The organism is Ancylomarina sp. 16SWW S1-10-2 (genome assembly GCF_009669305.1).
Lineage (GTDB): Bacteria > Bacteroidota > Bacteroidia > Bacteroidales > Marinifilaceae > Ancylomarina.
Map to the genome: position 1 here is coordinate 33,375 of NZ_SADB01000006.1, position 26,560 is coordinate 59,934.

Annotated in this window: 21 protein-coding genes; 12 read left to right on the forward strand and 9 right to left on the reverse strand. The window is 32.5% G+C overall.

The annotated features are described in order from the left end of the window. Positions 1–136: 136 nt before the first annotated feature. The 3 genes from EMN46_RS06180 (at position 137) to EMN46_RS06190 (ending at position 2,136) form a co-directional block, all read left to right on the forward strand. Entirely contained in the window at positions 137–361 is a 225-nt protein-coding gene (locus tag EMN46_RS06180; RefSeq protein ID WP_368667500.1) for a YwbE family protein, read from the forward strand. Positions 362–491: 130 nt separating this feature from the next. Next, a complete protein-coding gene (locus EMN46_RS06185; protein WP_368667501.1) occupies positions 492–1,118 on the forward strand; it encodes a carbonic anhydrase in 627 nt (208 codons plus the stop codon). A gap of 37 nt (positions 1,119–1,155) precedes the next feature. After that, positions 1,156–2,136 carry an isoaspartyl peptidase/L-asparaginase family protein gene (locus tag EMN46_RS06190; protein WP_154199847.1) on the forward strand — a complete coding sequence of 327 codons (981 nt, stop codon included), beginning with the start codon at positions 1,156–1,158 and terminating at the stop codon, positions 2,134–2,136. 182 nt (positions 2,137–2,318) lie between these two features. Here the strand turns inward: EMN46_RS06190 and EMN46_RS06195 are convergent, their stop codons facing one another. Then, positions 2,319–3,434, reverse strand: coding sequence for an NADH:flavin oxidoreductase (locus EMN46_RS06195; RefSeq protein ID WP_154199849.1), 1,116 nt, complete (start codon positions 3,432–3,434; stop codon positions 2,319–2,321). 361 nt (positions 3,435–3,795) lie between these two features. On the opposite strand from EMN46_RS06195, the gene EMN46_RS06200 reads away from it, so the two are divergent. From EMN46_RS06200 to EMN46_RS06235, 8 genes are all read left to right on the forward strand, one after another. Next, positions 3,796–4,404 carry a TetR/AcrR family transcriptional regulator gene (locus EMN46_RS06200; RefSeq protein ID WP_154199851.1) on the forward strand — a complete coding sequence of 203 codons (609 nt, stop codon included), beginning with the start codon at positions 3,796–3,798 and terminating at the stop codon, positions 4,402–4,404. 9 nt (positions 4,405–4,413) lie between these two features. Further along, entirely contained in the window at positions 4,414–5,700 is a 1,287-nt protein-coding gene (locus EMN46_RS06205) for a TolC family protein (RefSeq protein WP_154199853.1), read from the forward strand. Positions 5,701–5,721: 21 nt separating this feature from the next. Further along, positions 5,722–6,609, forward strand: coding sequence for an HlyD family secretion protein (locus EMN46_RS06210; RefSeq protein WP_154199855.1), 888 nt, complete (start codon positions 5,722–5,724; stop codon positions 6,607–6,609). Between the two features lie 6 nt (positions 6,610–6,615). Then, on the forward strand, positions 6,616–7,542 hold the full coding sequence (locus EMN46_RS06215; protein WP_154199857.1) for an ABC transporter ATP-binding protein: 927 nt from the start codon (positions 6,616–6,618) through the stop codon (positions 7,540–7,542). Further along, positions 7,535–8,281 carry an ABC transporter ATP-binding protein gene (locus EMN46_RS06220; RefSeq protein WP_154199859.1) on the forward strand — a complete coding sequence of 249 codons (747 nt, stop codon included), beginning with the start codon at positions 7,535–7,537 and terminating at the stop codon, positions 8,279–8,281. The genes EMN46_RS06215 and EMN46_RS06220 overlap by 8 nt, the downstream gene beginning before the upstream one ends. A gap of 17 nt (positions 8,282–8,298) precedes the next feature. After that, entirely contained in the window at positions 8,299–9,405 is a 1,107-nt protein-coding gene (locus EMN46_RS06225; RefSeq protein WP_154199861.1) for an ABC transporter permease, read from the forward strand. Positions 9,406–9,422: 17 nt separating this feature from the next. Continuing rightward, positions 9,423–10,541 (forward strand): ABC transporter permease, encoded by a 1,119-nt coding sequence (locus EMN46_RS06230; protein ID WP_154199863.1) that lies wholly within the window; start codon positions 9,423–9,425, stop codon positions 10,539–10,541. Between the two features lie 115 nt (positions 10,542–10,656). After that, entirely contained in the window at positions 10,657–11,172 is a 516-nt protein-coding gene (locus tag EMN46_RS06235; RefSeq protein ID WP_154199865.1) for an NlpC/P60 family protein, read from the forward strand. Positions 11,173–11,374: 202 nt separating this feature from the next. Here the strand turns inward: EMN46_RS06235 and EMN46_RS06240 are convergent, their stop codons facing one another. After that, a complete protein-coding gene (locus EMN46_RS06240; RefSeq protein ID WP_154199867.1) occupies positions 11,375–13,393 on the reverse strand; it encodes a cache domain-containing protein in 2,019 nt (672 codons plus the stop codon). A 20-nt stretch (positions 13,394–13,413) separates the two neighbouring features. Continuing rightward, positions 13,414–13,974, reverse strand: a complete 561-nt coding sequence (locus EMN46_RS06245) for a hypothetical protein (protein ID WP_154199869.1) — start codon at positions 13,972–13,974, stop codon at positions 13,414–13,416. Positions 13,975–14,171: 197 nt separating this feature from the next. Between EMN46_RS06245 and EMN46_RS06250 the strand changes: the two genes are divergently transcribed. Next, entirely contained in the window at positions 14,172–17,240 is a 3,069-nt protein-coding gene (locus EMN46_RS06250) for a sensor histidine kinase (RefSeq protein WP_195715197.1), read from the forward strand. Here EMN46_RS06250 and EMN46_RS06255 read toward each other — a convergent pair. From EMN46_RS06255 to EMN46_RS06280, 6 genes are all read right to left on the reverse strand, one after another. Then, positions 17,237–18,055, reverse strand: coding sequence for an aminotransferase class IV (locus EMN46_RS06255; RefSeq protein ID WP_154199873.1), 819 nt, complete (start codon positions 18,053–18,055; stop codon positions 17,237–17,239). The genes EMN46_RS06250 and EMN46_RS06255 overlap by 4 nt on opposite strands. Positions 18,056–18,314: 259 nt before the next feature. Then, positions 18,315–19,694: a TlpA disulfide reductase family protein gene (locus EMN46_RS06260; RefSeq protein WP_195715198.1), complete on the reverse strand. Its 1,380-nt coding sequence runs from the start codon at positions 19,692–19,694 to the stop codon at positions 18,315–18,317. A 78-nt stretch (positions 19,695–19,772) separates the two neighbouring features. Further along, complete coding sequence (locus EMN46_RS06265; protein WP_195715199.1) at positions 19,773–21,209, reverse strand: RagB/SusD family nutrient uptake outer membrane protein; 1,437 nt, start codon at positions 21,207–21,209, stop codon at positions 19,773–19,775. 12 nt (positions 21,210–21,221) lie between these two features. Next, entirely contained in the window at positions 21,222–24,410 is a 3,189-nt protein-coding gene (locus EMN46_RS06270) for a SusC/RagA family TonB-linked outer membrane protein (protein ID WP_195715200.1), read from the reverse strand. Beyond that, positions 24,343–24,828, reverse strand: coding sequence for an STN domain-containing protein (locus tag EMN46_RS06275; protein WP_154199881.1), 486 nt, complete (start codon positions 24,826–24,828; stop codon positions 24,343–24,345). Before EMN46_RS06275 ends, EMN46_RS06270 begins: the two co-directional genes overlap by 68 nt. A 122-nt stretch (positions 24,829–24,950) precedes the next feature. Continuing rightward, entirely contained in the window at positions 24,951–26,141 is a 1,191-nt protein-coding gene (locus EMN46_RS06280; protein WP_154199883.1) for a FecR family protein, read from the reverse strand. Positions 26,142–26,560 lie beyond the last annotated feature (419 nt).

Consider the following 26,560-nt stretch of genomic DNA (forward strand, 5'->3'; position numbering starts at 1 on the left):
TATTAGTTACAATTCTTGTCAAAAAAACAAAATACAGGATCAAAATTCTCTTAATCGTAAAATACGTTTGAAGAAATAGAGAGAAGCCCTATCTTGTCAATGAGAGTAAAAAACTTTAATTTTAAAATTAGCAAATATGATTATGGATAATACACAACTAAGTGGCAAAAATAGAAAAGATATAAAAATAGGCTTAGAAGTTGAAATTGTTCAGAAGCAAGATCAGAGAAGTGGGGATTTAACCGAAGGCATCGTTAAACGCATTTTAACAAAATCGCCCAAACACCCACATGGTATAAAAGTTCAATTAGAAACAGGAGAGGTGGGGCGTGTTCAAAATATTATCGACGATGAATATTAAAATTTACACGAAAGAACTTTAGTGTTTTTTAATTTCATTAGTGTATAAACCGCCCGTTTGTTCCTCTTATAACATTGGAATCAAAGCTTCTCACTCTTTTTAATTTATAAATTAACCAAAACACACTAAAGTGGATATTGAAAGTATTTTCGAAAACAACAAAAAATGGATAGCTAACAAGCTCAATGATAATCCTGATTATTTCAAGACGCTTGCTAAAGATCAAAGTCCTGAAATTCTTTTCATTGGCTGTTCTGATAGTAGAGTAACAACAGGCGATTTAATGGGTATAGAGCCTGGAGATATGTTTGTGCACCGAAACATTGCCAATATGGTTTCAAATACTGACTTAAGTGTTATGTCGGTTATAAATTACGCCGTTAACCAATTAAAAGTAAAGCATGTAATAATTTGCGGTCATTACAATTGTGGTGGTGTAAAAGCGGCAATGCAAGCCAAGGATATGGGAATTTTAAATCCATGGCTGCGAAATATTCGCGATGTTTACCGATTGCATAAAGAAGAGCTTAATTCAATTAAAGATGAAGAACAAAAATACAATCGACTTGTAGAACTTAACGTTCAAGAACAATGTGTTAATTTAATTAAGACAGCTGAAGTTCAAAAAGCATTAATCGATAGACACATTACCATTCATGGGTGGGTTTTCGACATCCATACGGGACATATTATCGATATGAAGATTGATTTTAATAAAATACTTAAAGACATTATGGAGATTTACCGATTGGTTTAAATCAATTCAGATGCAAATAACAAACCTCTAATCACCTATGAAACAACTAGCTTTAATTCTACTTCTATTCTTTGCTATTGTCAACTCACAAGCTCAATCAACTGGTAATTACACTATCGTTATTCACGGCGGAGCAGGTACAATTCTAAAAAAGAATATAAGCCCCGAAAAAGAAGCTGCCTATAGAGCAAAACTTACCGAAGCTCTTTATGTTGGTGATTCTATTCTGAAAAATGGTGGTATTTGCCTAGATGCAGTAGAGCAGGTCATTCATGTGATGGAAGATTCTCCCCTTTTCAATGCAGGTAAAGGTGCCGTTTTCACTCATGATGGTCACAACGAACTTGATGCTTCAATCATGAATGGTTCCGATTTAAATGCTGGTGCCGTAGCAGGTGTTCGTGATATTCGTAATCCAATTAGTGCTGCACGAATGGTTATGGAAAAGTCTGAACATGTGATGCTTTCGGGTACTGGTGCTTCAAGTTTTGCTAAAGAAAAGGGGCTTGAAATTGTCGATCCATCTTATTTCTACACTCAAAAAAGATGGGAATCATTAAAGAAACTACAAAATAAAAAGCGTAAACCGACACAAAATGACAAGCATGGAACCGTAGGATGTGTTGTATTAGATAGCTACGGCAACTTAGCAGCTGGTACTTCAACTGGCGGAATGACTGATAAAAAATATGGCCGAATTGGTGACTCTCCTATAATTGGTGCTGGAACTTACGCCAACAATAAAACATGTGCCGTTTCTTGCACTGGGCATGGTGAATATTATATCCGCTTGGCTTTTGCACGAGACATTTCTGCACAAATGGAATACCTTAACAAAACTGTGACAGAAGCCTGCGAATCTGAAATTAAAAAATTGACGGATTTAGGAGGAACAGGTGGTGTTATTGCTGTAGATAAAAAAGGAAATGTCTCCATGGAATTCAATACCAGAGGCATGTACAGAGGCTATATTAAATCGAATGGAGATTCTTATATAAGAATATATGACGGTAATTAGAACCAATAACATACTAAAAACTCACCAAGACCTGGTGAGTTTTTTTCTATTATACTGAGGTGAATTTTGGAACTTAAATCTCACTACACTTCATAAGTAGGAGAAGTGACTTGTAAAAATATCAATAGAGCGTAAAAAAAAAGATGAAACACCTCTTTTACTTATTCATTATCACGATTTTTTCACTTGTGAACAACACTTTTCTTACGATCTAAAATGCAAATATTACCTTCAGGAGACCAGCATTTAGAACAAGAGGTACATCTTGGATCATAATCAGGGTTTTCCATCCATTTATTGGGCAAATCTGGTTCAGAAAATAGAGTACGCGACAAAGAGACATAAGAGATGTTGCTGTCATTCAGAATATGTTCCATGAATTCAAAATTACGATGTCCACCTACGGATATGACAGGAACCGTTAGCTCAGCAGCAATCTGCTTAGTTGCTTCGAAGAAGTAAGCTTGCTTTTCCCTTTTCAAAATTTTAGCTCTTATCGGTTTTTTTAGAGGGTATTTAAAATCACGATTACCACCACTAAACTCAATAGCCGTAATTCCACGTTTTTCCAATTCTTTTGCCACCCAAAGGCTCTCAATCGGGGTCAATCCGTTTGCATCCCAATCATCAGTGCTATGCATTTTTATTAATACGGGATAATCAGGTCCGACCTCCTGACGAACAGCTTCGAGAGTTTCAAAAATAATCCTAGCTCGGTTTTCAATTGAGCCACCATAGGCATCTGTTCGACGATTAAAATAGGGAGAAAGAAATTGGCTGTACAAATAAGCATGAGCAGCATGTATTTGTACCCCATCAAAACCGGCTTCTTTTACACGTCTAGCACTTTGAGCATAAGCATCAATTACCGTCTTAATATCCGCAATTTTCATTCTAGTAGGCGTAACACGATAACCTGGATTTTGAACTGCAGATGGTCCCCATATTAACCGTCCTTTAGTTTGAAATTTGGTTGATGATCCTCCGTAACAAACCTGCATAATAAGCTTGGCGCCCAATTCATGAATTCGCTTAACAAAAGGTCGATATTCTTCGATAAAATCATCGGAGTAAATACCTAACATGCCCGCATTTGGCTGCTCTTGCTCCAAGACATGAGCATAACCAGTAATGATAGAACCTACTCCGCCCTTTGCCAATTCCTCATAACGAGTAATCAGTTCCGAAGTCAAATGTCCCTTCTCATCAGCCTGGTTCAACCATGTAGCCGAACGCCACAAGCGATTCTTTAGTTCTAAATTACCAATACGAGTCGCTTCAAATATCTTCTTTTGCATATAATTTCAATTGAAAATCTAAGGCTTAAAACTAAAAATATTTTTTCAAATAAACGTACTTCATGGTTTATTATCAAAACCAATTCTATCAAGACTAAAAAAAGAAAATTTGTTCAATTTGAAACAACATCGGGTAAATATCAAAAATCCAATTGTTCCCTTTCCTAATATGTATTTATTCGACAGATTAAAACAAAGGTATCCTTCTTATAGAACAAACTCCATTTTAACCATATGGTTAAAAAAAACAAGTTCTAATTTGCTAATAAAAAATAAAACTCTACATTTGCATTAACCAGATGGTTAAACCGTTTGGTTTATTTTTGGATTTAATTTAACCAAACGGTTAAAAACAACATTTATGGAAAAAAAATCAGTAGAAACCCAGGAGAATATTCTAATTGCCGCAAGAGCCATTTTTGCACAAAAAGGATTAGCTGGAGCTAGAATGCAAGAAATTGCCGATACTGCTGGGATAAATAAAGCACTATTACATTACTATTATAAAAATAAGGGTAAGCTATTTGAGCAAGTTTTTGATGAGGCATTAAAAAAACTATTTCGTCCAATGGCGGTATTTATGGCTGATGATTCTGAGTTATTTCAAAAAATCAGAAATATTTGTAAGCACTATAACGAAGTATTAATAGACTATCCATTCATTCCTAATTTCGTTATTAATGAAATAAATTCAGATCCAACAAGGATACTTAAATTATTGGATTTTGAAGGCGTTTTGGAGGGAAAGAAAAAAACAGAGTTCCAAATTAATGAAGCTGTTAAAGCAGGTCTAATAAGATCGATTGATCCAAGAGAATTAATTCTTAATGTGATCAGTATGTCTATATTTCCATTTGCGGCCCGCCCCATCATTAAAGAACTATTATATGAAAATGAAGACCTCAATAAGGTACTGCAAGCACGAGCAGATCAAGTTGCTGATTTCATAATTCAATCAATAAAATTATAAGTTTTAGATATGAAAGCTTTTAGAAAAAGTAAATACATTTTGTTACTGATAATCTTTTTAAAGATTCAAGTAGCATGGGCTCAAGATGAAGTCCTAAATTTGGAAAAATGCCAAACTGAAGTACAAAATAACTTTCCTCTAATGAAGGGAAAAGCTCTTTTAAATCAATCTTCTCTATTAAACATAGAGAATCTAAAAATCGCCAATTTACCACGATTATATGCTAATGGACAAATTAGCTATCAATCGGATGTAACAGGAATTTCATTTCCAGGAATGGACACACCACAAGCTCCAAAAGATCGATATGCTCTTAATCTTGACGTAGAGCAATTAATTTATGATGGCGGCAAAACAAAGCATCGAGTTAATGTTGAAAAGAAATCTTCTGAAGTTGAAATTCAAAACTTGGAGATTCAAATGTATCAACTTCGTGAAAAAGTAAACATAGCCTATTTTGGCATTCAATTGGTCAGAAAAAACAAGGAAGTCCTTTTAGACAAGCAAAAGACAATTTCAAAACGCATCCAACAGGTTAAATCTTCTGTTGAGAATGGAGCCGTGTTACCTGCCAACTTAAAGATCTTGCAATCGGAGCTTCTGTTGATTCAACAACAGTTCATGGAGCTGAATGCACATGAGATGAGTTCTTTCAATGTGCTTTCACAACTTATGGGACGTCAATTAAATGTTAACACAAAGCTTAAAAAATTCACAAGCGAAGAAAAATTAACTCCTCAAATTCGAATAGATTCTAAAATCAGACCTGAATATAAATGGTATGCGAGTCAGCAATCTTTACTTGACTCACAAAATGAACTTTTGAAAAAAGACAGATCTCCAATTATCACTGGCTTTGGGCAAGTGGGTTATGGTAATCCTGGCTACAATCAGTTGCAAGACGAATTTGATACCTACTATATGTTGGGTGCTAAAATATCTTGGAATATATTCGACTGGAAAGCCAACCGCCGAAAACAAAAGGCTATTACGATAAAAAAAGAACTTGTTACGAGTAAGGAATTAAGCTTCACTCAAAATCAACTTATCGATCTTGGAAATAAATCGAATGAGATTAATAAATTCAAAATACTATTGGAACAAGATGCTGCGATAATAGGCTTGCTAGAAGAGATTAGTAAAAGTTCAGCCTCTCAATTGGACAATGGTGTTATTACATCGAGTGATTATTTAGATGACTTAAACAAGGAAATTCAAGCCAAACTAAATAAAGAATATCATAATATACAATTACAACAATCTCTTGCAGAATACAAAAGAATTCAAGGTATCTAAAAAGCATTAAATATTATAATGATGAAAAAAACGACAATAATTGGAATCGGCTTGGCTTTAGTATTCCTAACAAATGCATGTAAACAGGATGGTAATGAATCGGATGCTTACGGAAATTTCGAAACAACCGAATATATGATATCAGCTGAGAATTCTGGTAAAATCTTAAATCTAGAAATTGAAGAAGGCGATGTTTTTACCCAGGCTCAGCAAGTTGGAATAATTGATACGACTCAACTATATCTACAAAAAGAACAGCTTAAAGCTCAAAAAAGCTCTATAGCTTCAGGAATTAAAAACATACTATCGCGAATTGCTGTTTATCAAGAACAAATCTCTATCCTAAAAAAGGATAAAGAAAGAATCGATCAAATGTTTGCTGATGAAGCAGCCACTATCAAACAGGTTGATGACGTTAATGGAGGTATACAAATTGCACAAAAACAAATTCAGTCGGTTAAAACTGAAAATGCAAAAGTGCTTGCAGAATTGGAAAGCGTAAATAAAAAGATTGATGCTTTAAATGACTTGATTCAAAAAAGTAAAATCATTGTTCCACAAGCCGCTACTGTTTTAGAAAAATATAAGGAACCATTCGAAATGGTAAATATAGGCACTCCCCTATTTAAATTAGCCGATTTAAGAACACTAGATTTGAGAGTTTATATCAGTGGTGATCAACTCCCATCAGTTAAAATTGGCCAAGAAGTAAAAGTTATTATTGATAAAAACGAAAAGGAAAATCACAGTCTTAAAGGTAAAGTAAGTTGGATTTCTTCTCAATCGGAGTTTACGCCTAAAATTATTCAAACAAAAAAGGAACGGGTAAAATTGGTGTATGCCGTAAAGATAAAAGTTGCTAACGATGGCCTTCTAAAAATTGGAATGCCAGGTGAAATTAGATTCTAAGAGACTATGGATGCAAGCATACATATAGATAAAATATCTAAAAGCTACGGGAATGTTCAAGCGCTCAAAAATATCAATTTAGATATTGATTCGGGAGAATTGTTTGGCTTAATTGGTCCAGACGGTGCAGGTAAAACAACGCTTTTCAGATTATTGGCAACTCTATTATTACCTGATGAAGGTTCTGCTAAACTATGCGAAATAGACAGCGTTTCAGAATACAAGAAAATTAGAACCTTTCTTGGTTATATGCCAGGTAGATTTTCACTTTATCAAGATTTAAGTGTGATTGAAAATCTAAACTTTTTTGCGACTGTTTTCAATACCCGTATCGAAGATAATATGGATATGATTCGTGACATTTGGCTACAAATAGAACCTTTTAAAGATCGTTTGGCAGGGAAACTATCTGGTGGAATGAAACAGAAATTAGCTCTTTGTTGTGCGCTTATTCATCAACCTAAAATTTTATTACTCGATGAGCCAACGACAGGGGTTGACTCGGTGTCGAGAGCAGAATTTTGGCAAATGCTAAAAGGTTTAAAGAAAAGAGGAATCACTATCGTCGTTGCAACGCCATATATGGACGAAGCCAATTTGTGTGACCGTGTTGCCTTAATTCAGGATGGTGAAATTTTACAGGTTAATACGCCTAATGAAATTGTAGAGCAATTCGGAAAAGAATTATATTCCATAAGAAGTAACGACAATTATCAAACATTACTCGACCTAAGAGAATTTAATTCAACACATTCGGTTTTCCTTTTCGGACAAAGTTTACATTATACCGATATTCATAATGAAGCTCCAATAGATGAGCTAAAAACTTATCTCGAAAGCAAAGGAAGAGCAGAGATTAAAATCGAAAAAATAAAACCCAGTATCGAAGATTGTTTTATGGAATTAAGCACAAAATCAATAGAACATGAATAGCAAACAAAAGGTGATACGTGTTAAAAACATGTACAAAAAATTCGGAGAGTTTACTGCCAACGACGATTTATCATTCGAAGTTGAAGCTGGTGAAATCTTTGGTTTTCTAGGTGCAAATGGTGCCGGTAAAACAACGGCTATTAAAATACTCTGCGGTTTATCATACCCAACTTCTGGCGAGATAAGTGTAGCCGGCTTTGATGTTTATAATGAACGTGAATCTGTCAAAAGGAATATTGGATATATGAGTCAGAAATTCTCTCTTTATGAGGATTTAACTGTCTTTGAGAATATCCGTTTCTATGGAGGCATTTATGGATTATCTAAATCCGAAATCAACTCAAAAGCTGACAATCTGCTCAAAAAACTTGATTTGGAACACGCACGAGATAAAAGAATTAGCGCGCTGCCTTTGGGATGGAAACAAAAGCTAGCCTTCTCGGTTGCTATTTTTCACGATCCAAAAATAGTATTTCTCGACGAACCAACAGGTGGTGTCGATCCTGTAACCCGAAGACAATTTTGGGATTTAATTTACGATGCTGCACGATCAGGAATCACCGTTTTTGTAACAACCCACTATATGGACGAAGCAGAATATTGCGATCGCGTATCCATAATGGTAGACGGAAAGATTGAGGCTCTAGACACACCTGAAAAATTGAAAAAGCAATTTAATGCTGCCGACATGGATCAAGTTTTTCTAAGCTTGGCAAGAAAAGCGACTAATATAGAATAAGATTAATAACTATACAGATGAATCGATTTATCGGATTTTTAAAAAAAGAGTTCTATCATATCTTTCGAGATAAGAGATCAATGCTTATTCTGTTTGGAATGCCAATTGTTCAGATATTGCTTTTTGGCTATGTGATATCAACAGATCTTAAAGATGTCAAAATGGCTGTATTAGACCATTCTAAGGATGAATATTCAGCTGAAATCATAAATAAAATAACCTCATCAGGGTACTTTAATCTGACAGATAACCTTAAATCATTAGAAGAAGCAGATGCTATTTTCAGAAAAGGTGATGTGAAACTAATCTTAGTGTTTGAACCTGATTTTGGTAAAAATCTAATTAAAAACACAACAGCAAATATTCAAATCTTAACCGATGCCACCGATCCAAACATGGCAAATTTAGAGGTTAATTATTTACAAGGTATTCTTCAGAATTACAATGTCGAAATAAATAGAGGCAAGAAAGTACCTTTTGCAATTCAACCTAAAACACGCATGTACTTTAATTCCAATTTGGAAAGTGTTTTCATGTTTATTCCAGGTATAATGGCAACCATACTTATGCTAGTATCAGCTATGATGACTTCAATCTCAATCGCTCGCGAAAAAGAAATGGGCACGATGGAGATTCTACTGGTATCACCACTAAATCCATTACAAATTATTTTAGGGAAAGTAACACCCTATTTAGCTTTATCATTTATAAATGCATTGGTCATTGTTGGCATGGGCTATTTCATATTTGGTGTTCCTATTTTAGGCAGCTTCACCCTGTTAATGGCCGAAACTATACTTTTTATTTTTCTGGCTTTATCCCTCGGAATTTTCATATCTACCATATCTAAAAATCAAGAAGTTGCCATGATGCTCTCCATGTTTGCCTTAATGCTACCAACAATTATACTTTCTGGGTTTATTTTTCCTATTCGAAATATGCCTCTACCCTTGCAAATCTTTAGTCATATAATACCACCTAAATGGTTCATTATTATTTTAAAAAACATTATGCTTAAAGGTGTCGGTATTGAATATGTTTGGAAAGAAACCTTGATTTTAATTGTCATGACAATAGGTTTTATAGGGCTTAGTTTAAAGAAGTTTAAAACAAGGTTAGAATAACATCAAAAGGAAGAGTTATGCGAATATTAAAATATTTATTACAAAAAGAGTTCTTACAAATCTTCCGTAACAAAAGCATGTTACCTATCATATTTGTAATGCCAATACTACAACTTTGTATTCTGTCTTTTGCAGCTACATACGACATGAAAAACACAAACATATATGTTGTAGATAAAGATCTTTCTAATCAATCTAGGGAGTTAATTTCGAAGTTTAATGGATCTCCATTTTTCACAGTCAAAGAAATCGGTTTTTCAGAAGAGGCAGCAGAAAAAGAGTTGTTTAAAGATCATATCGATGCTATTCTTGTCTTTAATGAAGATTTTGGAAAATCTGTCGATCTAAATACTCAAGCATCTGTTCAGATTCTAGTAAATGCCATTAATGCAAGCTCGGCAGGTCTATACAATGCTTATATCACTTCTGTTATCAAAGATTATAATCTAAGTATTACACCAAACTTTGCTGAACTAAGCCAAGGCAATCAACATAATATTGTAAATTCGACCTATTCTCATCAGTTTAATCCTGAAATGAAGTATATACCTTATATGTTACCAGGACTTCTTGTTTTATTGGTTACAGTAATCAGTTTGTTCTTATCTGCCATGAATGTGGTACGAGAAAAAGAGATTGGAACCATTGAACAAATAAATGTCACACCTATAAGAAAATCACAATTCCTACTAGCCAAACTAATCCCCTTTTTGATAATTGGGTTTTTCGAATTAGGCATTGGCCTTTTGGTTGCAACATTTGGATTTCAGATTCCATTTTTGGGTTCCGTCTGGTTAATTTACCTTGTCGCATTTGTGTATTTAATCGCCATTTTAGGCCTTGGTTTATTCATCTCAACACAAACTGACACACAACAGCAAGCTATGTTTATTGCTTGGTTTTTCATGGTAATTTTCTTACTCATGAGTGGTCTATTTACACCTATTGAAAGTATGCCAGAATGGGGTCAAAAATTAAACATACTAAACCCCATTGCGTATTTTATCAAAATTATCAGAATGATCATGCTAAAAGGATCTGGATTTTTTGATATCCTTAAGGAACTAGGTATATTAAGTATTTTTGCCATATCTTCAATTACAATTGCTGTTAGAATGCACAAAAAGATAGCCTAAACTCATTTATAAACAATAAAGAGACAATAAGTAAACTATTTTTGTGTTATTGCACTAGAGAAATAGAAAGGTCAATTCTTTCTATTTCTTTTAAACATTCATCGTAAAATAATTTATGCTTAAACGACTTCTTTACATTATTATCATAGGGATAACAATTGCTTCATGTTCTACCAAAAGACAAATAAGTAAGCATAATACAAAAAAACACAAGCCCAAAGTAAGAACAGAAAAAATTGAAGTTGAAAAGCTACAAAAGAAAACCAGTAGAAAATACAAACTAGAAACACAATACCGCAAATACAAGGGAGTTCCCTATAAATATGGAGGAACAAGCATAAAGGGTTTCGACTGTTCAGGCTTTGTTCAATTTACATATAAGAATCTTTTTAAGATCGAATTGCCTCGAACAACTGGACTTATGCTAAAAGAGGGAATTCCAATTTCTAAAAGAAAACTTCGAATTGGAGATTTAGTATTATTTAGAACTTCAAAACGATATCGTCACGTTGGCATATTTATGGGAGACAACCTATTTATGCATGTTTCAACTAAAAAAGGGCTTATGAAATCTAACTTAAATAATCCCTATTGGTCAAAACACTACCTGACTTCCCGAAGAATATTATAATACAAAAATGAAAGATTTTAGAAGCTTCTTAAGAAATGCTGTGTTCTTGATATTAATTTCTTCCTATTCCGTTTAAATCAAATATTTATTTAAGCAGAACGAGTCTGTAATTAGATTCCACTTTTACAAGTGAATCGGAATCTATCAGTATATATATAAAAATCCTCCTCTAATTATAGAGAAGGAAGTATATCAAATTATTTTAATTGTTAGAATTTTTCTGATCTAAAGAAAATTTAAAATAGAAAACAGAACCAACTCCTTCTTCCGATTTAAGCCAAATATCACCTTTAAAATGTTCGATAATTTGCTTTGCAATACTAAGCCCAATTCCCGTACCACCAAATCGTCTTGTCTGACTTTCTTCACCTTGTCTAAATCGATTAAATATATATCCTTGTTTTTCAAGAGGTATTCCAATACCCGTATCTTTCACCCAAAATAAAATGGAATCTTTCTCATATTTATAATCAACTTCAATTTTTCCTTCCTTCGTGAATTTTAAAGCATTATCAATTAAATAACTTAATATTTGTTTTAATCTAACTGCATCAAAATGAAGAATCGTGTTATTTAATCTTTCCGAATCAGGGAAAATAAGATCTATATCAGATTTACCACTCACTTTCTTAAGCTGATCAAACTTATCATTCAATTCAACCAATAAATTTTTCAAATTAAAATTTGACCAAGTAACACTAATAACACCCGATTCCAGAGTTGAAAAATCAATAATATCATTTATTAAGGTTAGCAAAGAATTACTATTATTAACGATATAACCAACAAATTCATCTTTAAGTTCTGTGGTTAATCCTTCCTGTTGTAATAGTTGAGAAAAGCCAACAATAGCATTCATTGGCGTTCTAATTTCGTGTGTTATATTAGAAAGGAATGCCGTTTTAAGTTTATCCGATTTTTCAGCAAGTTCTCGTGCTTCTATAAGTTCATTCTCTTTATTGACTCTTATATCTACCATATCATTAACGATAGACGCCATTTCTTTAAAATCGGAGAAGTGAAGTTTTTCAACATCAATTTTCACCGATTCCGTTGAAGCTTTCTTAAAAAATTCGTTAAATGAATTAATACTCCTATTCATTCTGGAAGACAACATCTTTGCAGCAAAATATAGCAGCATAAATGTCAGCAATATTAATAAAATAACATTTGTACTGTAACTAATTAAACGATCATAAAGTTCTTCTCGTTTTTTCGCAATTTTCTTTTCTATCTTATCAGTATGGAAACCGGAACCTATAATCCAATTCCACTCGTCAATATCATATAAATATGTAATTTTCTCACCCTCGGATAAACTATAAGTAATAAACCGATCTTTATCTCCTGTTGAAAGTAAAATCTTACGAGAGACATCAACATCTTCCTTATCAAAACCGCTATAACTGTGCCCTATGTATTCTGGTCTTTTATGCAAAAGACAAGTCCCATTTCTAGAGTAAATAAAGAAATAGTTTTCCTCATTAACCTTCATATCCTTTATTCTCTCTATACAATCTGCTTGAATCGACTCTAAAAAATCATCGATGTAAGCAAAACTCCCCATATACCAGTTAAACGGTTTAAATTTCTTGATATAAGCGATTTTTGTGTAGGCATTATATTTATTGGGGCTGTTATTTTTTGACTTGTACTTTATAAAAGATTCATCATCATATTTAAGATGATTAAGTTCATTTACAACCAATAGGTTTTGATTGATATCCTTATATTTAAGAAGGGATTTCCCTTCCCACTCTGGATTTTTAGGATATAGAACCCCTACACCATCCATCGTATTCATAAAAATATACCCTTTATCAGAGTTAAATTTAAAAGAAGAAACAGCTTCTTTAATTCTTTCTTTTATTTCATTTTGAGATAAAACATTCTTGTTTTTATTATAAATATGCAGAGCTATAGCATATGATTGATCAACATAAGTCTTCAGTGTCTTTTTTAAAACATCTTCGGACTGATTTTTTCGATAATCAATATAGTCAATACATTTTTTTGTATTATTAATCAAAATTGCCTTATTCTCATTGGTATACTTATCTCTAAGAGAATTTGACTCTACGTCAAACTTAGTATACTCATTATATATCCAGATTGCACCTATAATGATAAGTACAAGACTAGATAACGATGAAAAAAGAAACAGGTAGGCTTTACCAATACTAATATTCTGAAAATGTCTGAAAAGGTTCAATTGCTTCAAAGCACTAATTTTTAGATCTATTACTGATGAAAGTTTTCAATAATTAACTTAAATATAGGATTAAATAATTCAAAATTATTGCGAATTTCTCCTAATACTAATTCGTCAATTGGTAAATCTGAGTTTTGTTTTGAATCATAATAGTGGTTCAAAACAGGTACTTGATACTTCTTGACCTTCAAATTTAGTATAAAATGAGGTATTTTCCGATACTCTGCACGTATTATAAATTGCTTTTCTTTTATGTATGAATTCTTAATTAGAAAACCGTATATATTAATGAAATGAATAGACGAATGCCCTAGAAAACTTCTTAATTCAAACTTTTGAACCAAGGGTATTTCGTAAAAAAGAGATAATTCAGTGTTAACAGAAGGGAGATATTTAATAATTACTCTATTTTGATTCACATTCACATAATTAAATTCAAAAGACCATTCTAGATCATTATAAGATTTAAGCTCTTTTTTAATAGCATGCAGCAATTTAATACGAGGAAGAACTGTAAATTTAAAATTAGAGTCTGATAAAAACATTTCTTCAGCTTTATCAATATTGGCTTGGTTTAATTCTGCTTTCATAATTATTCAATTTCTTAAGGACTTTCAAAATTAAACAATCTCGATCTAAACAACGCTTTTTATACACATCTATTTTTGCTTTAAATCAGGTTTCCTTACAAAGAAGAAGATCTTAAATCTTGAATAAACTTAGATCAATGAAAAACTTGGCAAACTTGACAATAAAATATTTGAAACATATTCACTATCATTGTAAAATGAATCAAAAAATCCTCTTAAAATATACTATAACTCTATTACTAATACTGGTTTTTAACTGTCTTTCACAGGCATCAAACCAATATCAATCTTCTTATACATTAAAAAATGGTTTACCTAGCAATAATGTACATCAAATTTTCTCCGATTCAAGAGATATTGTATGGATTACAACAGATGCAGGATTATTTGAATTTGATAATGGGAATATAATCATCCGTAAAGAACTTGAAAGCCTTTATGGCGAGAAAATACTTTCGATATGCGAAGACAACAAGCATAATCTTTGGTTAGCAGTCTTAAATGTTGGTTTATGTCGATTTGATAGGAATGATATTCTAATTTACAATAACAAAGAACTAGGGTTAGAAGGTAGCATAAAATCTGTCTATTTCGATAAAATTCACAATCAACTTTTATTAGGTACAAACAAAGGCGTAAATAAAGTATCAATAGATAATAATAAAATAAGCCTAACACCTCTTAAAACGAATGGGACTATTGACATTACTAGTTTCATTAAAAATGACGATAAGTTATTAGCTATTTCAAGTACACCTAAAAAGACATTTGATTGCAACCTAAATTCAAATAAACTTAACCTACTAGAAAAGGATAACTCTCCTATTATTGAATTTAATAAATTTAATACAGCACATCTTTTAAATAAGCACAGCCTCAGTAACAGAACTTATAAAATTAGATTTAAAAATCAAGAGGACTTAGATTGCGAAATAATTCAAGTTATATCGTATAACGATGAAACGTTTTACTTATTAAGATACTTTATAGCTGATACTGAATATCGAAAAATTATTAAAGTATCAGGACAAGAGGTTAACGATTTTTCAATTTCTAATAATATTGATAAAGTATTTGTACAATCTATTTTTATTGACCCCAATGAAGGCAATATATGGTTAGGCACACGAGATAAAGGTATTTTACATTTTAGAAATTCAATATTTCAATATTTTAATGCCTCATACTTTAATCTTGATAAACTAAACATAGCTGACATAGAATCTGATTCTAATGGCTGTATTTACATAGCCACTAAAGATGAAATAATTTACTTCTTAAAAAACAAGATTAAAAAACGCATTTCAACCAAAGAATTAGACGCTATAAAATATGGAAGTTCATCAACCAACAGTGAACATAAAATTCAGATTTTCGACATTCTAAATAATCAGAAGTCAGAATTATGGATAGCAACCAATGTGGGTTTTTACACTCTAAATTTAAAAACCAATGCAATTAAATATATTGGTATCAGCCCTGCAACTAAATTTACTTTTACAAAAAACAATGAAATTTGTTTATTTTGGAACAATGAATTCGGAGTCTATTCAGGCAATAATTTTCAGGAAAAGAAATTCAGCTATAAAATTTCTAAATCGGATAAAATTAGTGTTAGTAAAATGATATCTAAGGATTCAGTAATCTGGTTCGCGACAAAACAAATTGGGATTTTCAGATATAAAGATGGAAACATTGAACATTTCAATAACTTCAATTCGAACATTCACAACGTCATTAACGACCTACTGCTGATTCCTGATGGTAATATAATTGCAGGTGGTAACAACGGCTGCATTTACAAATTAAAATATAAAAACAAAAAACTTAATATTCTCGGCATAATCAACAATGATTTAGGATTAACTGGAACATCAATACACGGTTTTCAATACCTAAAGGACAAGACTCTTTGGTGTGGAACAAACGAAGGTATATATCGTTTCGATTACCGGTCATGGGGAAAACATTTTCCAATAAACTATCATTTTTGGAATGACAAAAAAGGTTATTTCGATCAAAATGGTAAAAATTCTATTGTCGATAAAGATCAAAACATATGGATATGTACTAATAAGCGATTATTGAAAATATCAAAATCAGAGGTTGATAAACTTAAAAAAGATCAGTCTTCACTGAACCTCACAAAAGTCCAAGTGTATAATAAATATTGGCAACCTGACACTTCAAAGTTTAACACTTCCACAAGAAATATTAATGGACCAATAAATTTGACCCACAAACAAAACTGTTTAATATTTTCGTTCAATTTTCAAAACAGTTTAAATCCTAAGAAAAGTCTTTTTAGATACAAACTTAAAGAATTTGACAACGGCTGGACAAACTGGAGTTCAAATAATTATGCTATTTACTCAAATTTACCAAGTGGAGAGTATACCTTAAACATACAAGGGAAACATTTAAATAAAACAGACATTATACCTTTATCAATTAAGATTTCAATAAGCTATCCTTGGTGGAAAAAAAGTTGGTTTTATGCCATCATTTTTGCCTCTTTTGTCCTGTTTTTAATTACTTCAATACGCATTTACACCCGAAAAATACGTAAAGAAGAAGAAGCTAAAAATAAAACAAACACAAGTATTTTAGGACTTAAAATGAAAACGCTTAAAAACCAGCTTGATCCTCATTTTATTTTCAATGCTCTGAACTCAATTCAAGCTTATATTCTCGAACAGGAAACTGAAAATGCACTTGACTATCTATCTGATTTTTCAACTGTACTTCGAATGAATATTAAAAATGCAGATAAAAACTTTATCAGTCTTGCAGATGAAATTGCTTACTTAAAACACTATATTAAACTTGAACAAATGCGTTTTATGAATCAATTTAGGTTTGAGATTATTATCAGTAATAATATTAATCCATACAACTTCCTCATTCCTCCTATGATGATACAACCCTTTATTGAAAATGCAATTAGGTTTGGCTTATCAGATTGCAAACAAGAAGGCTTAATTCAAATTAGTTTTGATTTAGATAGCAATCAGTATATTAGTTGTTTAATAGAAGATAGTAGTATAAGTCGTTCGAATCCGAAAGAATATGATCCTACAAACCGTAAATTATCTTATAAAAAAGCCATGCAGAATATTCAAGAAAGAATTAATCTTCTAGCCAAAATTAGTAATAACAATATACTTAAATATGACTATAAAATCTTCTATCAATATGACGAAAATCAAACCCCAGTTGGAACCAAAGTTAATATAGGACTGCCATTCTGTAAAACAAGCGATTAAAACTCTGTTAAATAGTTTGCGAGCTCTTTTCTATAGGATTCTAAGAGTCGTTTTAATAAGTGGTGATTAACATTAAAAGATATCATATCGATACTTTTAATAGGTAATACTTGTGGTGAAGTACCAGTTATAAAAGCAGCATCGAATTTGGATAAGCTGTTGTAAGCAATTTCCTCTTTCAAAACAGGAATTCCAATTCGTTTACAAATTTCTATAATTTTTTTTCTCACAACACCATTGAGAACTTCATCATCTGGCGCTGTTACTAATGTGTTTCCCTCAATAAAAAATAAATTAGAACGACTTCCTTCTCTAATATTATCATGGCCATCCATTAAAATAACCTCGTAAACATCAGGGTTTTCAAGAAGACTATTTGTATAACTGCGCAATTTATCATCATAAACTTTAGCATTAGGATTACTTCGTTCAGCTTTATATATGATCGTATGAACACCTTCAGCATACTCTTCTTTTTTGGGGTATTTATGTTGAACGAAATAACAATAAAAATTACGGCTATTCTCCTGAATATTGAATACAATTTTGATGTTTCCTTCAACAACACAGTTCGTGCTAATTACAAGCTTAATTTTTTCGACTAATTCAGAATAATCTAACCAAATAAACTGCTCTACTTTTTTAGCCGATTTTTGCAATCGCATAAGATGATCTTCTAAAAATATAGGCTTTGATTCTACCACACGCATTACCTCATAAAGAGACAAGCCTTTTTTGAAAAAATCATCTTTGAACTCATTTGAATTCTTTACATCACTATTGTGTAAGTATTTATATTCGGAACATTCACTCATCGTCTTAATTATTCATTTTCTAATACAAATTAAGCCTTTTTAGAATTAAATTCTTCTCTCAAAACACATTTATTTTAATAGTCAAATTGTTTATAGAATCAATTCAATTGTATCACATTCTGGTTTAATTGAATCCTTTTAATGCAAAACACCCCTCTCAGTATGGATTAGCTAAGAGGGGTGTTATTTGTTTAGAAAAAATGCTACAACAAGCTAGATAGTTTACATTTCTTATCCGCTAAACACTAAACATAGAATTTTATTTCTCTAATGTTTTATTAATCAAAACTTCAAGATCACCTGAAGATGGTAGTGGTGCATATACATCAACTATTTTGAAGTTTTTATCAATGACAAAAAATCTTGGAATTGCAGCAACCTTATAATTACTAAGCTGACTTCTATTGATCTGTAACTGATTACCAGCCAGGTCATGTTTCTTAAAATAACTTTTCCATTTCTCCTCTGTATCAATGGATAGTGAGATCATTTCAACATCTTCATTAGCATGATATTTCTTTTCAAGAGCTTCAAAATACGGTTTTTCGTTCATGCAAGGTCCACACCAAGTAGCCCACAAATCCAAAACAATTACTTTTCCTTTATAATCGCTTAACTTAATAGTACTACCATCTAGTTTTGTGAATGTAAGATCAGACGCGGTATTTCCTTTTGTAATACTTTGGTATTCCTTTTGCAGATCTTTCAACACGGCCGAATAAGTTGGGTCTTTTATTTTTTGTGCTTCTTTATTTAATTTTTCACCAACTTGATTTGAGTAACCATTATATTTTAATTCGTTTACCAAATTACTCGTTAGAAAATACTCTTGTAATTTTTCACTAAGCATTGGTAAGTCAAGATCTTTTCTGTACTCATCTTTGTTTAATGAATATAACAGGCTTTGAAAAACCTCTAGTTGTAAATATTTAGTATCATTAAAATTGTCTAAAAAAGGCTTCTTGTATGGAGTAAGATATTTATTAGCTTCTTCGATCTTAAGCTCCATTTCTTCCTGTGTCATTTTACCTTCTCTAAATTTAGGATAATACAAGTAAAATAAATTTTCTAAACTATTCACATAATCGAACTTGACACGTGCAGTTTCCAACTCTTTAAACGCTTCTGAAACCTGAGTTAAATTATTTAGCTTAGCCAATCGTGCGTCAGCAACTTTCTGAAAACCTACTGGAACATCTTGATAAGTTTTAAATTTTGACGAAAATTCTCTTTCCCCCCAAAATGAACCTCCTTTTGGATAAGGAGTTTTGGTTAAATAGTTATTTGCCTCGGCACCTTTACCTGTAAAGGATCCAAAAGAACGATCTCTTGTGTCAAGTTTGGCAACTAAACTATCGCCTGGAGATAGATATAAAAAGGTTCTACCTATGTTAAAATAAGTAGGCTTTTCTAAGTCAAACCTATAATCAAAATTTGTTTTACCAGTCAGTTCAATTGCTTGTATCTCTTCCTGAAAAACCATAAGTTCAGAAGACACATTATTCATATACAATGTATCCTGATCGTAATTAACGATAGATCCTTTTAAGATTACCGTTTTATTTTCCTTTTCGGGAGTTTCAGAACAGCTACTAAGTAGCATTACTATCCCCAATAGAGCAAAAATATTTTTCTTCATTTTTTTCATTCTGTAAAAAAAACAGCCCCACTTCGGGGGCTATATTTATTAATCATTTATTAATCAAAATACAATCGATTAGTATGTGTTTTGTACCACTGATCCTCTTGTAAGTGAAATAACTTCTTTTGGAATTGGACGAGCGTATTTTCTAGAATTTGGCTCTAATGTATAAACCTTAGGAGTGCCAAAATCAATAGCCGTTTCACCAACCTCAAAATAATCTTTTGATAAAATAATTGGATCAACTAAACCTTCTGCATTCAAACGCTTTACATCGTACCATCTTAATGAAGTAAAAGGAAATTCTCTCCACCTTTCATTAGCAATAAGCTCAACAGCATCTTTTTCTGATGAAGGTACAGGTAAACTGGTATAATCTGCAGCTGCAAACCTATTCACTCTAACCAATTCTACATTTTGCATGCAAGTCGTAAAATCATTATTACGAGCTGCACATTCTGCAAGAATCAAATACATTTCAGCAACATCAGTTCCCGTCATTAGAGTACCATTTCTTGTATATAACATATTATTCTCTGTAAGCCCATAATATGTACTAAAGAGCGCATCAGAATAAAAATATTGCAATCTCAAATCAGTTGGTTCATAGGCTGCTAATAAATTAGCACTAGGAGTCATATAATAACCAGTTTCACCATCGTAATAAATTTTATACTGACTCTCCCAACTCGAATAAAATTCCTTAGAGTAGGCAAGAATACCTGATGTACTTGCAGTATAAGTACCATCATAAGTTCGGCTTAATTCAATATTCTCCACATTTATCATGGTAGAATGAAGAGATACTGCTTTTTCTGCATATTGTTTTGCTTTATCAAAATCATGCATATATAAGTAAATCCTTGCGGCTAATGCAGCTGCTGAAGCATCACTCTCTCTCCAAGAATCTGTTCTTGGTTTATCAATCTTAAGTCCTTCGATAAGATCAGCTTCAATTTGTTCAAATGTTTCTCCAAGAGAAGCTCTAACTGTAGTTAGACCAAATTCAGTTTCATTCTTTAAAGGAATTCCCATTTCTTCAGCATTAGCACTTGATGGATACAAACAATGCTTTAGAGCTAAATTGAATTGTTTATATGCCTTTATTAAATGTACTTCTGCTATTAAATTTGCTTTTTCATCCGCATCGCCTTCTAAACTACCTATGCTATTAATAACGAAATTAGTAAACCAAATGGCCTCATAAGCATTAGTCCAAGAACTATTATTAACACTTGACATATCATCTTTCCAAACACTTTCTTGTATATCTGGAAAATATAACCAACGACCAACGAAATTATATACGCCTTGATAATAAGTTTGATCTCCACCAGTATTCGAGAAATTGATATCAGATATAAAACCTCCATAAGTTTGATCTAAGAGTAAATTTATATCAGAGACGTATTCGATTTCTTGTTTATTTCTATCTGGTTTTTCATCTAAGTACTCATCACAAGACGTAAAAAGAAGAGTAGCAATAAATAATATATAAATTAATTTTTTCATAACAATCATCATTTAAAATTTAAGATTTAATCCTAAAGTGTACGTTCTCTCTGGCTTAAAGAAATTTCCATTTTTTGGATAATCAGGATCGATACCCTCATCATTAGCCGTCCATAATAAACCTACATTACTAACATGAGCATAAAGCTTAAGTCCTGAACAACCAATTTTTGAAATAACCGATTGTGGCATTTGATACGACAACATCACTTCTTTAAATCGAATGAAAGATGCATCTTCTATTCTAGACTGTAGCCAATAAGATGATTCTGAATAAGTTCCATAATTAGCAACTTGTGCTTCGGGAAGAGAATATTCACCTACTTTATCATTATTCCCAAGAAGCATTTCCTCCAAGTTTTCATGATAATTCTGGGTATCTCCTCTAGTTCCATAACTAAAACCATCAGTTCTCATTTTGTGTCCAAACTTACCCGTTATAGTGGTTAACAGACTAAAACCTTTGTATGAGAATTCATTGGTTAAAGAAGCAACTGTAGGCGCAACACGAGTTCCTGCATTCCATAATAGATCTGGAGCATAAACACCAGTACTACTTATGTTCGAATTGGCATCGTAAATCAATCCATTTTTTCCAAGTACAGTAGGAATACCAGCTTCATTTACACCATTCGATTTATAGTACCATAATGGAAATTTGGCATAACCTTCTACAAATTGTTTGTCACTCATCTGATAAAGCAAAATATTAATCTCATTAACCTGAGTTACCTTATTTTTATTATATGCGAAATTTAATATCGGTCTCCACTTTACATTACCTATTTTTAAGTTTCCGTTAAGATTTAACTCAAATCCCTTGTTTTCCATAGCAGCACCATTAAAAAACTGACGATCCGTACCATCTGTTGATGGCAATGATATTCTTGCCAACAAATCTTCACTTCGTTTATTGTATAACTCTAAACTACCAAACAGCTTATTCCCTAATACAGAGAAATCAATAGCAAGATTTAATTGTTTTACTTTTTCCCAGGACAGTGTTGGATTTCCCAATTCAACTAAAGATGCATTATCAACACCAGCACCTGAATAAGGGGTATTACCAGGATTAAATGACATAACTGGTACTCTTGCAGATAGCTTTGGTGAATTACCATTCACACCATAAGTTGCTCTCAATATTAATCGATCCAACCACTCAGAATCTTTAATAAAATCTTCTTTTGTCAACTGCCAACTACCTCCAACAGACCAGAAAGGAGAATATCTAAACTTAGGATCATCAACAATAAGATTTGATGCATCTGTTCTCACACTACCACTCAAAGTATATTTATCCTTATAAGTATAGGCCATATTTGAGTACAAGGAGAAATTCTTCTGTGTTAGATAAGTCATTTCCCCACCTCTATCAAGATTATAAGTAGAATAAGATGGACTAAAAGCTCCTGATAAACCACTGTATTTATCGGGTACACTATTCTGATAATTTCTTGCGTTGTATCCATACAACCAATCATCCTTAGTTTCTTGCTTATTCCAACTAATCTCTGTTCCTGCAATAAAATTTAAACTATGATCACCATAGGTTTTATCGAAACTAAATTGATTTCTAAAAAGTAGAGAACTCGTCTGCGTATTTTTAATATAAGCAATTTCGCCTTTTGCAACCTGATACTTAGTAATGGTATAAGGATTACCTAAAACCAATTCATCATAGTCGGTAATTGCATATCCATTTATTAACTTTCTGGTAAAATATGAATCTTCTCCATAAATATTTTTGGTAGCTATAGTTCCACGCTCATATTGCACACTTGATTTTACATTTATCCCATCAGAAATCTTAACATTCAAACCTCCATTAATTCTATGATTTAAAGTTTTCGTTTTGAAACTTTGGGATCTCATATTCTGCAATGGATTATTAACAAAGTTATCATATGGAAAACCATCAACGTTTGTTAATAATTGATTCAGAACATTCGTATTATAAGTACTAGGAGATCCTTCCGTCTCATTCGAATTAACATGTGCATAATCACCATTTTCGTCCAATAGTGTTTCGTATGCAGACATTTGTTTAATACTAGATAGACCTACACCACCACTTTTCTCATTTTTAATCTGAGTCATAACAGCCAAATCGAAAGTTAACCACTCTTTTACTTTCATGATATTTCTGAAGTTGATCAAAACATTGTCATTATCATCTGCTTTCATCACTTCATTGCTCTTATTGTACATTACAGATAGTGAATACCTATTTCTCTCACCTTGTCCTCTTAAAGAGATATTATAGTTTTGAGATGAAGCTTTACGTAACATTAAATCCTTAACCTGCTTCTTATAAGATTCTTTCATTAAGCTTTGTAACTCGGGAGTATCCAAAGTAAAATTGGCCAATCCAGTACCACCATTATTAATATATTCTGCCTGTTGCAATTCAAATTGATCGTGTCCCAAAGTCTTATTTAGACCTAAAGAGTATATTCCATTTGAAACTTGCCCATAGCCTTGGTTCCATAACATTTGCTCATACTTCAATTGAGATTCCGAATTTGCAATAGGATTGGCATAATCTAGATCGACATCTTCACTGAACTTAGTGTATGCCTCAACCTCAACCTGTATTCCCTCTTTACGAGTTCCTTTTTTAGTCGTGATTACAATAACCCCATTAGCTGCTTTTGCTCCCCAAATAGAGGCTGCTGCAGCATCTTTCAAAATGGTCATTTTTTCAACATCATTCCTATTTATGGTTTCAAAACCACCTTCAATAGCAAATCCATCAACTACAATTAGAGGATTAGGTGAATCTTGAGTTAAAGAGGATTCTCCACGAATGGCAATTCTTGTATTTCCATCCTCATCAACTCGTGTCTGAATACCAGCAACCAATGACTCTAAATTATCACCGATTTCAGCATTCGGGCTGTTGCTAACATTTTCACTATTCAATGTTACAAAAGCACCTGTAGCTCTTTCCTTCGAAATAGTTTGGTAACCAGTCACGACAACTTCATCCATAACTTCCGAATCCAACTTCAAGGAGATATTTAGTAAGTCTTGTCCTGTGTAAGCAATTTCCTGTGGAATCATTCCCACAAAGGAGTATACTAATACAATATTTTCTCCGTCAAAGCTGATTACATAATTACCATCAATATCAGTAGCAGCACCATTTGTTGTACCTTTTACTACTACGGATACCTGGTAGTGTGTTACCATCTTCATCTGTAACAGTACCATTAAGTTCCTTTTTCTCTTGCTTAACTTCTTTTTTTAATTTTGTAGGTGCTTTTTTAGTAAACACCACAAAATCTTCAATAATCTCGTAAGTAAAAGGAGCTTGTTTGCATATTTCCTCAAGCGTTTCTTCTAAACTTGCATCTTTCATATCCAAGTCTACAAGAATAGACGAATCCATATCTTGTTCATTGTACATGAAATAGGTACCAGTTTGCTCTTTCAAATCTTCCAAAACAGATTTAAGAGATGCTTCTCCGGTACGAATGCTTACCTGCTGTCCTAAAAGCACAGATGCAGACAGTTGCAGGCTAAATGCAAAAAATAAAATTAAACTTAGCTTCATAATGAGCAATGTTTTTCTGATGGTTGGTGATAACAACCGCCATTTTAGTTTTTTTTTCATAACTTTAGGGTCTAGATTTATACTTCCATTGATTTATTCAATGGTTTGTTATTAAAACTCAACAGGGAATGTGTCCGCATTTCCTGTTTTTTTTATTTGCTAGTGTCCGCTAACAAATTATTTTAATCAGAAGGTCTTCCTACTATTATTTTATCATCCTTAATTGCAAACTTTACATTTGCCATTTTCTCAATCATATCTAATGCAAAACCAACAGGTTTCTCACGTTTTGCTGCTCCTGTAAACCTCAAATTTTGATATTGCTTCTCAGTAAAAAAGAACTCCACATTATACCAACGGCTCAATTGGTGACATATCTCTTCAAGAGAATTATTCTTAAATTCAAACACGCCATTCACCCACGATGTATACAACCTTGTATTGACTTCCTGTACATGAAACTTACCTCCTGCTCGATTCACTACAGCCTGATAACCTGGCTTCAATAACTCATTACGTCCCAAGTTACTAACCTGTACACTTCCTTCAACAAGGGTTGTAGCGATATACTCTTCATCAGTATAGGAAGAAATATTAAATTTTGTTCCTAACACCTTAACTTCTGTATCACCAGCTTTTACAAAAAACGGTTTGTTAGCATTATGAGCCACTTCAAAATAAGCTTCACCTGTTAATTCAACACGGCGTGTATTTCCTACAAATTGAACTGGATATTTAAAGGTCGATTGCGAGTTCAACCAAACTTTTGTGCCATCAGCCAGAATCAAAGAATATTCTCCTCCTCGGGGAATATCAATGCGATTATAAATTAACAGACTACCCTTATTTATATTAGTCGCATATTTAAGGGTGTTCGAAGAATCTTTTTCAATCCTTGTTCCATCCTTTTCGGAAAACATGTCAGTCAAACTTTCTTCTAATATCAACGTTTGACCTCCATCTAATGTAAGAATGGCTTTTTTCGAACCAACACTTGAAACTTCAGCGAAATTATAGTTTTGATTAAAATCGTAATCGCTCGTAACTTGATACAGCATAAAATAACTCACTACAAATACAATTACGACAGCCGCAGCATATGGCAACCACATTTGTATCTTTCTTGATTTGTTTTTCTTAGCAGGTTTACTTAGAGAAGAATAAATCTTGCTCCAAGCCTGATTTTCATCGACCTTATTTATCTGGCTAATAGCTTGGCTTTCTTTCAACAAAGCCAAATAGTTCGCAAATTCTTCAGAATTATCAGGATTCATATCCATCCATTCTCTTAAATTTTGAACTCCCTCATCAGAAATTGTATTCTGATGATATGCAGCAATTAGATTTATAATTTGTTCTTTTGAAAATTTCATTTTTTAGCCTTCGTTTAATCTTAGAAGTGAAAAAAATGAAAATGGGTGACAAGTTTTTGCATGTTTTTGCAAATTATCTTTTAAGGCAATGATTATTAAGGTTGTTGAAAACTCTATTTGAGAATTATAAGTGTGAGGAAATAATGATTTGGGCTAATTGGTGTTTTGCTGTCAAATATCGGTTGGTGCTTATTGTTGTCGGTTATCAGTTATCGGTTATCTGATGGGAGAATCAGTATCTTTACTTTTAGACTCTTTTACTTTCCCCACGAGTCTTAGGAGTTTCAAACATTTCTCCATTTCGACTCCGCTCAATGAGCAAAATATGCTCAAACCGTAATTCGTAATTAAAAAAAAAGAAATTCGTTAAAGTAGAAGGTTTACTTATGCAACCAATGTCTTACTCTTTGACTTTCCAT